The 12,136-nt window shown below is 50.7% G+C and carries 12 protein-coding genes; 9 read left to right on the top strand and 3 right to left on the bottom strand.

The features are described 5' to 3' along the window. Positions 1-81 precede the first annotated feature (81 nt). Positions 82-384 (top strand): cold shock domain-containing protein CspD, encoded by a 303-nt coding sequence (gene cspD, locus ACJJID_RS06615; protein ID WP_444921998.1) that lies wholly within the window; start codon positions 82-84, stop codon positions 382-384. 110 nt (positions 385-494) lie between these two features. Here cspD and icd read toward each other — a convergent pair whose 3' ends face one another. Beyond that, complete coding sequence (gene icd, locus ACJJID_RS06610; protein WP_444921997.1) at positions 495-1,745, bottom strand: NADP-dependent isocitrate dehydrogenase; 1,251 nt, start codon at positions 1,743-1,745, stop codon at positions 495-497. Positions 1,746-1,894: 149 nt separating this feature from the next. On the opposite strand from icd, the gene ACJJID_RS06605 reads away from it, so the two are divergent. The 8 genes from ACJJID_RS06605 to ACJJID_RS06570 all read left to right on the top strand — a co-directional run bounded on the left by ACJJID_RS06605 (position 1,895) and on the right by ACJJID_RS06570 (position 10,544). Further along, positions 1,895-2,509, top strand: coding sequence for a pseudouridine synthase (locus ACJJID_RS06605; protein ID WP_444921996.1), 615 nt, complete (start codon positions 1,895-1,897; stop codon positions 2,507-2,509). A gap of 97 nt (positions 2,510-2,606) precedes the next feature. Then, entirely contained in the window at positions 2,607-3,752 is a 1,146-nt protein-coding gene (mnmA, locus tag ACJJID_RS06600; protein WP_444921995.1) for a tRNA 2-thiouridine(34) synthase MnmA, read from the top strand. A gap of 9 nt (positions 3,753-3,761) precedes the next feature. Next, positions 3,762-4,397 (top strand): high frequency lysogenization protein HflD, encoded by a 636-nt coding sequence (gene hflD, locus ACJJID_RS06595; RefSeq protein ID WP_152453442.1) that lies wholly within the window; start codon positions 3,762-3,764, stop codon positions 4,395-4,397. Positions 4,398-4,412: 15 nt separating this feature from the next. Then, complete coding sequence (purB, locus tag ACJJID_RS06590) at positions 4,413-5,786, top strand: adenylosuccinate lyase (protein ID WP_444921994.1); 1,374 nt, start codon at positions 4,413-4,415, stop codon at positions 5,784-5,786. 153 nt (positions 5,787-5,939) lie between these two features. After that, entirely contained in the window at positions 5,940-7,094 is a 1,155-nt protein-coding gene (locus ACJJID_RS06585) for a JmjC domain-containing protein (protein ID WP_444921993.1), read from the top strand. Position 7,095: 1 nt separating this feature from the next. After that, positions 7,096-7,518, top strand: coding sequence for a GNAT family N-acetyltransferase (locus ACJJID_RS06580; protein ID WP_444921992.1), 423 nt, complete (start codon positions 7,096-7,098; stop codon positions 7,516-7,518). 334 nt (positions 7,519-7,852) lie between these two features. Then, positions 7,853-9,274, top strand: coding sequence for an 8-oxoguanine deaminase (locus tag ACJJID_RS06575; protein ID WP_444921991.1), 1,422 nt, complete (start codon positions 7,853-7,855; stop codon positions 9,272-9,274). Next, on the top strand, positions 9,267-10,544 hold the full coding sequence (locus ACJJID_RS06570; protein ID WP_444921990.1) for an MFS transporter: 1,278 nt from the start codon (positions 9,267-9,269) through the stop codon (positions 10,542-10,544). Before ACJJID_RS06575 ends, ACJJID_RS06570 begins: the two co-directional genes overlap by 8 nt. 113 nt (positions 10,545-10,657) lie before the next feature. Here ACJJID_RS06570 and ACJJID_RS06565 read toward each other — a convergent pair whose 3' ends face one another. Continuing rightward, positions 10,658-11,227 carry a flavodoxin family protein gene (locus ACJJID_RS06565; protein WP_444921989.1) on the bottom strand — a complete coding sequence of 190 codons (570 nt, stop codon included), beginning with the start codon at positions 11,225-11,227 and terminating at the stop codon, positions 10,658-10,660. Beyond that, complete coding sequence (locus ACJJID_RS06560; RefSeq protein WP_444921988.1) at positions 11,224-12,108, bottom strand: arylamine N-acetyltransferase family protein; 885 nt, start codon at positions 12,106-12,108, stop codon at positions 11,224-11,226. The genes ACJJID_RS06565 and ACJJID_RS06560 overlap by 4 nt, the downstream gene beginning before the upstream one ends. Positions 12,109-12,136 lie beyond the last annotated feature (28 nt).

The raw sequence follows: 12,136 nt of genomic DNA, 5'->3' as shown, positions 1-12,136 counted from the left end.
CGATTAATCCGCAGGTCAAATAAATATAAAAACTCTGTAAGGTGGCCGATAGGTCACTCAGGCAATTAGAGGGAGTTCGTTATGCCTACTGGTACCGTGAAGTGGTTCAACAACGCTAAGGGATATGGGTTTATTCTTGCAGATGAAGGAGGGGAGGATCTGTTCGCGCACTATTCCGCAATTCAGATGGAAGGCTACCGAACCCTGAAGGCCGGCCAGCAAGTTACCTTTGATATCGTCAGAGGTGACAAAGGCTATCACGCCGCAAATATTTCTACCGCTGCGGCGGCAGAAACTACGACTAGCAGCCAAAGCGCCAGCGTTAATGCAGATCTCAGCCGCTCTGAGACAATCAGAGAGAAAGAGGCGGAAGCGCTCGACTAATTTTTGAAGCTGCGCTGGCAGACCCACACCAACAAAAAAGCCCTTCGCTTTACAGCAAAGGGCTTTTTTAGTTAGGGCCGGATTAAACAATCCAACCCTAAATCAGCCAATTAGGCCATGTGCTTGATGACTTCGTCACCAAACGCGGAGCAGGATTTCAGCTCGGCACCATCCATCAGGCGCTCGAAATCGTAGGTTACAGTCTTGGCTTCGATAGCCCCTTCCATACCCTTGATGACCAGGTCTGCAGCTTCGTTCCAGCCCAGGTGACGCAGCATCATCTCAGCGGAAAGAATCAGGGAACCCGGGTTTACCTTATCTTGGCCAGCGTACTTAGGCGCAGTACCGTGAGTCGCTTCGAACAGAGCAACGTCGTCGGACAGGTTCGCACCCGGAGCGATACCGATACCGCCAACCTGCGCAGCCAGTGCGTCAGACAGGTAGTCGCCGTTCAGGTTCAGGGTGGCAATGACGTCGTACTCAGCAGGACGCAACAGGATCTGCTGCAGCATCGCATCGGCAATCACGTCCTTAACAACGATCTCTTTGCCAGTCTTCGGGTTCTTGAAGCTGTGCCAAGGACCACCGTCCAGCGGCTGAGCGCCAAACTCGTCGCGAGCCAACTCATAACCCCAATCGGCGAAGGCACCTTCGGTGAACTTCATGATGTTGCCTTTGTGTACCAGGGTTACGGAATCGCGATCCTGGTCCACAGCGTACTGGATAGCCTTGCGCACGAGACGCTTGGTACCTTCAGAAGAAACCGGCTTAACACCGATACCACAGTTCTCAGGGAAACGGATTTTCTTAACACCCATCTCGTCCTGCAGGAACTTGATAACTTTCTTGGCTTCGTCAGTGTCCGCTTTCCACTCGATACCCGCGTAGATATCTTCAGAGTTTTCACGGAAGATCACCATGTCGACCTTGTTCGGCTCTTTCACCGGAGAAGGTACACCGCTGAACCAGCGAACCGGACGCTGACATACATACAGGTCCAACTCCTGACGCAGAGCAACGTTCAGGGAACGGAAGCCGCCGCCTACTGGAGTGGTCAGAGGGCCTTTGATGCTGACAACGTAGTCTTTGATCGCTTTGAGGGTTTCAGCTGGGAACCAGTCGCCAGCGTAAGTCTCTGCGGCTTTCTCGCCGCAGTAGATTTCCATCCACTCGATTTTCTTGTCGCCGCCGAAAGCTTTCTCTACCGCCGCGTCGATAACCTTGCGCATTACCGGGGTGATATCCACACCGATGCCGTCACCCTCGATGAACGGAATTACCGGGCGATTCGGAACATTCAGCGAACCGTCGGAATTGACTGTAACTTTTTCGCCGTCTGCCGGCACTTGGATGTGACCCATATTGCGTAAACTCCCAAAATTCTATGACTTTTTAGGTCCAGCGTTGCTTGCACCGCTCCCCCGGGACCATTGGGCGGGGATAAAAATCGGCGGGATTATAGCAGCATCGGCTAATTTTTGTAGTTGGATTACAATACTCAATTTTTCTTATGCCCAAGATCATTCTCCTAAACAAACCTTTTGGCGTGTTAAGCCAATTCACAGATCCCCAGGGTCGCGCCACACTAGCGGACTATATCCCGCACAAAGGCTTCTATGCTGCCGGGCGGCTCGACTACGACTCCGAGGGTCTCCTTCTCCTCACTGATGATGGAGCGCTACAACATCAAATCAGCCATCCAAAGAGAAAGATGGCGAAAACCTACTGGGCCCAGGTTGAGGGGGACATCACCGATGACGCCCTGATGTTCCTGCGCCAAGGTGTAGATTTGAAGGATGGGCGCACAGCTCCTGCTAAGGCCCGCAAACTCTCCGAAGTCGATCTGTGGCCGCGCAATCCCCCAATAAGAGAGCGCAAGTCCATCCCCACCAGCTGGGTAGAGCTCACTATTCACGAGGGCCGAAACCGCCAGGTGCGACGCATGTCCGCCGCAGTCGGCTTCCCCACCCTGCGACTGGTGCGTATGGCGATCGGCAATTGGAAGCTCGATGCTCTGCAGCCGGGACAGTACCGCTCAGAGGAGGTTTTCTCTGCGCCTAAACCAAGGCCCTATCGCAAAACGAAGCCACCTCAGAAGCGCAATCGCCCCCGCCGGGGGCAGTAAGCTATAAAGCAAGATAAAAGCGGCCTTGGTCAGAAGCACGATTCACAGGTAAAATTCGCCCCCTTTCCATCTCAGTGAAGTAGTGACTGTCCTTCTTATGCCTGATTCCACGCACAACAAACAGCCAAAGCGCGTCATCGTCGGTATGTCCGGCGGTGTGGATTCCTCTGTAGCCGCACTTCTGCTTATGCAGCAGGGCTACCAGGTGGAGGGCTTGTTTATGAAAAACTGGGACGAGGACGACGGCACCGAATACTGCACTGCGAAAGCGGACTTGGCCGATGCCCAGGCTGTTTGTGAAAAGCTGGGCATTAAACTGCACACCGCCAATTTTGCAGCCGAGTATTGGGATCATGTATTCGAATACTTCCTGGCAGAATACAAAGCCGGCCGCACACCGAACCCAGACATTCTGTGTAACCGGGAAATCAAATTTAAAGTTTTCCTGGAATATGCCGAAGTCCTGGGCGCGGATGCCATTGCCACCGGGCACTATGCCCGTCGCCGCGATATAGAAGGTCGCTCCTACTTATTCAAGGGGTTGGATGGCAACAAAGATCAAAGCTATTTCCTCCACGCCGTTGGGGAGGCAGAGTTTGCTCGTTCACTGTTCCCATTAGGGGAACTGGAGAAACCCGAAGTGCGGCGTATCGCTGAGGAAAATGGCTTTATCACCCACAACAAGAAAGACAGCACCGGTATTTGCTTTATTGGCGAACGTCGCTTTAAGGATTTCCTGGAGCAGTACCTGCCCGCCCAGCCGGGCGACATGGAAACGCCCGAAGGCGAAGTTATGGGGCGTCACGCCGGCCTGATGTACCACACCATCGGACAGAGACAGGGGCTAGGTATCGGTGGTGTAAAAGGTGCAGGCGAAGAACCTTGGTATGTCGTGGGTAAAAACCTGGAGCGCAACGTATTGATTGTTGCCCAGGGGGCGCACCACCCCTTGCTCTACGCCACTGGCTTGACGGCAACCCAAACCCATTGGATCAATGGTGCTGCACCAGGGGAGTCTTTCCGCTGTCAGGCGAAAACTCGCTATCGCCAGCCGGACCAGGATTGCATCGTACAAGTACAGGAAGATGGAAGCTTAGTTGTGGAATTTGATGAGCCTCAACGTGCAATTACTCCAGGGCAATCTCTGGTCCTGTACGATGGAGAAAAATGCCTCGGCGGCGCAGTGATAGAACAGGCAACCGGTATAGGCACCGCCGTACCAGAAAAGTACAAGAAACACTAAGGAGTGACTTTGAATAACTGGCGGGACCAGGCTCTGGCACTGGCCGGAATTTTTCAATCCGCAACACTGGTAGAGCGTCTGGCCAAAACGGGCACCGCTCCCCAGGCCCAATTGGAAACCGGGGTGTATAGCCTCTTCCAGCTCAACCCAGATCGCACCGAAGATGTGTTTGCCGGTGCAGAAAAGCTGCTGCCTGGCTTACAGGTTTCAAGGCAGTTACTGCAATCGCGGCAACACCCCGAATACACAGACTGCCTGCGCTACGCACTCTCGGTGCTCTATCTGCAGCGGCAATTAAGCAAGAAAGGAGAGTTGCTTTCCATTATTGGCAGCCGCCTCGAAAAAGCCAAGACTCAGGCGGAGCACTTCGCCCCCACTCACGAGAATGTATTTTCCAATCTCGCCAGCATCTACAGCGATACTCTCGGTACTTTCCGCTTCCGCATCCAGGTTCTGGGGGATTTCAATTTCCTGCAGCAACAGCGTGTCGCCAACCAGATCCGCTCCATGCTGTTTGCCGGTATTCGTTCAGCCACGCTGTGGCGACAATTGGGTGGCAGACGCCTGCACCTTCTGTTTCAACGCAAAAAACTATTGCGTGCGACCGACGAGCTGATCGCACAGATCGAATCTATAAAAAACTAATCCCGGAGATTTACTATGACAGTTGAGCTTTCCGCACTCACAGCGGTATCCCCTATTGATGGTCGCTACGAGAGCAAGACTGCCCCCCTACGTGAAATTTTCAGTGAATACGGCCTGATTCGCGCCCGTGTTGAAGTGGAAGTGCGCTGGCTTCAGAAACTCTCCGCACACCCGGAAATTGCTGAGGTAGAACAGTTCGACGAAGCTGCCAGCCAGCTACTCGATAGCATTGTGGCCAACTTTTCCCTGGAAGATGCTGGGCGTATCAAGGAAATTGAGCGCACCACCAACCACGACGTGAAAGCGGTTGAATACTTCCTCAAAGAAAAAATCAGCGGCAATGCACAGCTGGCAAAAGTAAGCGAATTCGTTCACTTCGCCTGCACCTCCGAGGACATCAACAACCTGTCCCACGCCCTGATGCTGCGCGCTGGCCGCGATAACTTCATGCTGCCCGCAATGAATGAACTGGTAGAGAAAATCGCTAAACTCGCCCAGGATTTCGCCGATGTGCCTATGCTATCCCGCACCCACGGCCAAACCGCCAGCCCCACGACTGTAGGTAAGGAGCTCGCCAACGTGGTTGCGCGCCTGCGCCGCCAGGTAGTCCAGGTAGAGGCCGTACCACTGCTGGGTAAAATCAACGGTGCTGTGGGCAACTATAATGCTCACCTGTCTGCTTACCCAACTATCGACTGGGAAAAGAACGCGGAAGAGTTCATCTCTTCTCTCGGCCTGACCTGGAACCCCTACACCACCCAGATCGAACCCCACGACTATATTGCCGAACTGTTCGATGCCATTGCACGCTTTAACACCATCCTGATCGACTTTGACCGCGATATCTGGGGCTATATCTCCCTTGGCTACTTCAAGCAGAAAGTCGTTGCCGGAGAAGTGGGCTCCTCCACCATGCCGCACAAGGTCAACCCTATCGACTTCGAAAACTCCGAAGGCAACCTGGGCCTGGCCAATGCCGTATTCCAGCACCTGGCCGCGAAATTGCCGGTCTCCCGCTGGCAGCGCGACCTGACCGACTCCACTGTACTGCGCAATATGGGCGTGGGCGCCGGTTACTCCGCCATTGCTTATGCCGCCACTATGAAGGGACTGGGCAAACTGGAGATCAACCGTGAACGCCTGGCGGAAGACCTGGATAATTCCTGGGAAGTTCTGGCCGAGCCGATCCAGACTGTTATGCGCCGCTACAACATCGAAGAGCCTTACGAGAAGCTGAAGGCCCTTACTCGCGGCCAGGGTATTACCCGCGAAACTTTAAAGGTGTTTATCGAGAACCTGGAAATTCCTGCAGAAGCCAAAAGCGCACTATTGGAAATGACCCCAGCATCCTATATCGGTAATGCTATCGAGCAAGCCCGCAAAATTTAAGTGAGCACTGCTTCCGGCCACCTCTCCGTGGCCGGAAGCTTTTTCAAACCGCTTATGATCACTCTACTCTGCAGGGCTGTAACTTCACGCTAAGTTACATCCAATCGCAGACCTGAGAACATTTCCCCAGCCCAACTAACAGTGAGAGTTACCGTGGCAAGCCCCCTTACCCATCTCGGCGATATGCCAATTGAAGTTTTTATGCGCGATTATTGGCAGCAAAAACCCCTGCTGATCCGCAATGCCTTCCCCAACTTCGAATCGCCCATTTCAGGGGAAGAGCTTGCAGGCATGGCACTGGAGGAAGCGGTCGAATCGCGCCTGGTGCTGGAAAACGGTGAGAGCGGGCCCTGGGAGCTACGCACTGGCCCTTTCACTGAAGAAGACTTCCTCACCCTACCCCGCACTCACTGGACATTACTTGTACAAGCAGTAGACCAGTGGCTCTCGGAAGTGGCCGAACTAAAAGAGTCCTTCCGCTTTATCCCAGACTGGCGCTTAGATGACGTCATGATTAGTTACGCGGCCGACCAGGGGAGTGTCGGACCTCATTACGACCACTACGATGTCTTTCTGCTCCAGGCCGAAGGCAAGCGCCTTTGGCAGCAGGGAGTAAAAGTAGATGAAACCAGCCCACGTCTGGAAGGCACGCCCCTCAATATCTTGAAAGAGTTCAATGCAGAAAACAGCTGGGTGCTAGAACCCGGTGATATGCTCTATCTTCCTCCACAATATAGCCACTGGGGTATCGCCGAGGGCGGCTGCACCACGATTTCCATTGGCTTCCGAGCACCCTCTGCTTCAGTCATACTGGAAGACCTCGCCGCCGAAGTAGCCATGGGTCTACCGGACAGCCTGCGTTATACCGATGCCGGCATGGAACCGGCAAAATGCCCAGCAGAAGTAGATTCTGAGTCAGTAGCTTGTTTGCAACAACAGCTCATCGAGTGGCTGAAGCAACCAGAAAAGATCACACAGTGGTTTGGCGCTGTAATGACTGAAGCAAAATACCCTGATACTGTCGCATTAGATGCAGATGAAGCTTCAGACTGGCGTGAGCAAATGCCTAAAGGGGCACAGCTAGTACTAAACCCCGCATCGCGAGCAGCCTTCTGTCGAGAGCCCGCCACGTTATTTGTCGATGGTGAGGCTCTCTCCGCACCACTCACATTTGCCCAGCAGTTTGCCGAGTCCCATGAAATCTCCTGGGACGATATTGAGGCCTTCCCTGAAATCGCAAGCAATGATGGGCTCATCGATCAGCTGGTAGCCCAGGGCACACTAATTTATCCCCCTGAGGATTTCTGAAATGGCCGTACTGGTACGCCCTGCTGACTGGCAAAAAGAGCAAGAAAGCATTCGAGCTATCCGCGAAGCCGTGTTTGTGCAAGAACAGAAAGTACCCGCAGACTTGGAATGGGATAACCTGGAGGAAAGTTCGCAACATTTCCTGGTTTTCAATGAGGGTGTCGCTGTAGGGACCGGGCGCCTCTGTAAAAATGGCAAAGTTGGCAGAATGGCGATCAAGCAATCTGCTCGAGGCCTTGGAATTGGGGCCCAATTACTAAACAGCATTTGTGACTTTGCCAAGCAGCGGGGCTTACTCAATATCTACCTGCATGCACAACAACACGCTCAGGGTTTTTATACCAGAGGTGGCTTTAGTCCCGAGGGAGAGATCTTTTATGAAGCGGGTATCCCCCATATCAAGATGGTGCGGCAGTTAAACTAAGCTGGAATGAAAAATGCCGGCATGGAAATGCATGCCGGCCATCCTCCATCCAAACCACCATAAACAAAATACCCTCTTCACTGTTCAGGTAGATCCCATCCGTTCCCCCATCACCTAACTAACATTTTCTGTAGATGTGGCTAGCGGGAATATAAATTCATATGATAACGGTTTTGTAAGTGTATTCTTTTATACTATTCCTTTATTTACTTGCTATAACTGAGACCGAACAGGCTGCCCATCATTTGGGCACAGCCCCTTTTTCCTGACTTCCTGTTAGCTCGGACTAATATCAGAGGGCCTGGAAATCGAATAAGGAGGTGCTCAACCAACCATGCCCAAGACACTGCTCCTTAAAAATGCCGAAATCCTGGTAACCATGGACTCAGAAAGGCGTGAAATTACCGACGGGGGTATTTATGCTGAGGACGGAATAATTACTGCTGTAGGGCAGTCCAAAGACCTGCCCAGGAATGCGGATACGATTATAGATGCCCGCGGGCAGATAGCCCTCCCCGGGATGGTGAACACTCATCACCACTTAAATCAGACGTTGACCCGTAACCTGCCTGCCACCCAAAACATGAACCTGTTTGCTTGGTTGCAGCTCCACTACCCCATTTGGACCCGTATAAACCCTGAGGCTTCCCGTACCAGCGCCCTGATTGGTTTAGGTGAGCTTGTGCTCTCTGGTTGCACGACGGTGTTTGACCACTCTTATCTATTCAAAAGTGGCAACAAAGTAGATATTCATATTGAAGCCGCCAAAGATTTGGGAGTGAGATTTCATGCTAGTCGCGGCTCTATGTCCTTAGGGAGATCCAAAGGGGGCTTGCCTCCAGATGAGAGCGTCGAGGATGAAGAATTTATTCTCCAGGACAGCATTCGTGTCATAGATCGCTATCACGATGCAAATTACGGCGCCCTAACCCGAATCGTTTTAGCCCCCTGCTCCCCATTTAATGTTTCAGAAAACTTGCTCAAGGAAACCGCTCAGCTGGCCCGAGATAAGGGGGTCATGCTGCACACACACATCTGCGAAACATTTGATGAAGAACGCCATACACTTGAACGGTTTGGCAAGCGACCTTTGGAATGGATGGAAGAAGCCGAATGGCTAGGCCCCGATGTTTGGTTTGCTCATGCCGTACATGTCGATGCCTTGGAAGTGAATGCTTTGGCTCGCATGGGGTGTGGTATTTCACACTGCCCAAGCTCTAATATGCGTCTTTCTTCGGGAATTGCGCCAGTCAAAGATTATATTGCCGCTGGCATAAAAGTGGGTCTTGGCGTTGATGGCTCCGCCAGTAATGACGCCTCCAATATGCTTCTCGAAACCCGCCAAGCCATGCTGCTTTCAAGGTTGAGAATGGGACTTCGCCCCCCAGAAGGGCCACACCGTTACGCCCAACTCCCTCAATCCCACCCACTGCGTTCCTCAGAATGGATGACAGCTCGAGAAGCCTTGGAACTTGCCACCCTTGGAGGTGCAAGGGTTCTTAATCGCACTGATATCGGTGCGCTAGAGGTCGGGCGCTGCGCAGATTTTTTTACACTGGAGCTCAATACTATTCAATACGCGGGAGCCCTTTCAGACCCTGTCGCCGCCGTAGTCTTTTGCGCTCCACAGTCTGCGAAAACAGTGGTTATTCACGGCCGCCAGATAGTTAGTAATGGAGAGATTATTTCAATTGATATGGCCCCTGTCATTCGTGAGCATAATAATTGGAGCAGAAAGCTTCTGAGAGATGGCTGATATGCACAGAGCTGGGGCTAGATTGGAAGGAAAGCAGAGATACCTTCCCTGGAGTATTGCAGTCCTCCTTTTTTCAAGCAGTATCGTGCTCTCAGTTTTCTTTGCATTACTATCCCCCAACATTGTCACCCAGCTAGAACTTGATCACAGTGAAATAGGTATTTTAGGCGGCAGCTCTTTTATCGCTTACTCACTTGGTCAACTCCTACTGGGATCAAAACTAGGCGCTTTCAGCCCAAAAAAACTTCTGAGCCTAACGGCTTTACTAGCCTCATGTGGCTGTATCATTTTTGCAAGTAGCTCCAGTTTTTTGTGGGCGTTAGTCGGTCAAATCTTAACTGCATTTGGCCTGTCGTGTAGTTTTATAGGAGTTATCTATATTATCGAGAGAGATTTACCGGATCACTTCTCCCTTTTAAGCGCATTAAGCCAGGGGTTAGCAAACTTTAGTGCGGCTTTTTTATCAATACTGTTCGGGTTAACTGCAAGTATCACCTCGTTTCGGGACCTATATTATTTTGCTGGCGCTTTTCTTATTACTTTGGCAGCGGCGATATATCTATTTGTTGGCAGCAACCCCAAAATCAGCAATGAAAAAAATGCTCCTGCCTTACCACTCATTACTCAACTTAGGGTTTGTTTTACGTCTTTACAATTCTGGGCAGCATTAATTTTTTATGCCTGCCTCTACGGTAGCATGCTCGCTTACTCCGACTTGTGGAATGTGCAGTTCCAGGTAGATTTTTTTGACGAAACCGCACAGCAAGGGACTTTTAGCAACACAATGACTCTGATAGGGGTAATCTTTGGGAGCCTCACAGTTGGCGTCTGGGCGCAACATAGAAATGACTATATTGTACCCGCAAGAACGTATAGCCTAATTGCATTGGCAATCACATTGATCTTACTATTGATTAATCTCTCCATCTCATGGAGTTTAGGAGCCAACTTTATTCTTGGAGTTGGACTCAGCGGATCTATTCTGGCATTTTCAGTAATCCAGGCTCAATTACCAAAATCTACTCACACCCTGGCAACTGCGCTGGTAGTTACTGCCGGATTTATTTTTGGTGGGCTATTACAGGCGCTTGTAGGCCTATCACTTGAAGCCAATCAACAGCTTGGACTAATAGATAGAATAACCGAGCACCTTAATTTTTTACCTAAAGGCAGTACTAAATTCCTAAACTATCAGTCTGCTTTTCAGTTGGTAGGTATCGTTATCTGTATTGGGTTTTTTAGCAGCTTATTCTTTCATAAGGAAAAATAGCCCCGGCAAAATTCAACAATAAGCTCCAGAGGCTATTTCATTATCTATAAGCGATTTATCCTAACAAAATACATTAAAAATCAATTAGGGTTTTTACCTCTATTTAGTTATCGTTATAGTTGTTGGAAGCGGCCTAGTAATCGCCCTATTCGCCCTCCCATGTATAAGGCCGTATGATAATCAAGCTCGTGAACGGCTCCCTCACTCTCAAGAACAGCAACAAGTCCCGACTGGCACCCACTCCTATTTCGCCCCTCGGCATCCTGGCTTGGCACAATATCTAAAGGTACCCACAACATACCCATCTGAGAGGCAAATATCTGTAAAGTGCTAATCGTATTGAGTTGATCCCCACTAAAGTTACTACCGATGGTAAAGCCCGCAGATAACTTATCAACCCACCCACGCCCACTATAGCGTTCACTGGCTGCGTCCATGAAAGCCTTAAACTGAGCTGAAACCGATCCCATAAAGGTTGGCGAACCAAGTACAATTCCATCACATTGGTCCAAACGAAGCATCAATTCAGGATTGTGATAGCGCCCTTGAATAATGTGAGCGCCCTCAATCGCAAATGCTCCCCCTTCACAACCTGGATTACTATTGATCCCATCTACAATGGCTTCAGCTAAAGTCCTTGTGCTGCCACAAACAGAATGGTATACAACGCCCACTTTGATCATGATGCGGCCTGATCGATATTCGCAATAGACTGATCACAACTCTCAGAGGATGTTGCGACCTTGAAGAGATTTGCCAGCTTTTGGTCGGCGCCTGCCTCCCTCGGAGTCTCGATTCCAAACACCTCTAAAAGCGTTTTACGTAACTGTTCGACACTGGCCAGCATAATGACAGTTTTTGGCCCCGTAATTGGCTGATAGCTTAATTGGCGATTCAATAAAGCATGACGACCTTCTGGGAATGCCCGTGTAGCAATTAAATGCTCAACGAAACGAGATTCTGGGTGTGTACAACAAAACCAGTTGGCGATCTTATAATCACCTGTAGTACGTGGACGTAAATCAAAGCTATACATTGGCTGCCAGGAATCGGAGACCTTTACTTCCAATAGGTAGTCCTCATCAGACAATGTCAAGCGATAGGTACCATGTGGCGTGCCCTGTGGATCAGATACATCCAAGCGTATTGGAGCAGTAAGAGTATTACTGCCAAAACCAGCATCTAACAGATAATGCACCTGGCCGACTTCCACAAGCAAAATCATATGCGATTGTGCAGGCTGATGGCCTGGTGGTGTCTGCCAGAGAACGCGTGCAGCAAGCCCGGTTACCGTAAACCCAATCTGCTGCAACACAGCACGTAACAAGGCATTTTGCTCAAAACAATAGCCTCCACGCTTTTGATTCACTAGCTTTTGCTCAATCGCAGCTAGATCAATATTCACGGGACTACCAAGGAAGGACGTTACATTTTCAAATGGCAGGGTACGAATATGCTGGGTAAGGATGCTCTTCAGGGTATCCAGGTCCAGAGAAGGCTTATTATAGTAACCGATCCGCTCAAAATATTTTTGTAAATCTATATTGTGTGTGCTTTCTGTCATTTGCCTCTAATCCTCCTGGCCAATCAAC

Source organism: Microbulbifer sp. CnH-101-G, assembly GCF_052466775.1.
The sequence above is the reverse complement of the archived record's forward strand: the minus strand, read 5'-3'. Positions and strand labels throughout refer to the sequence as shown.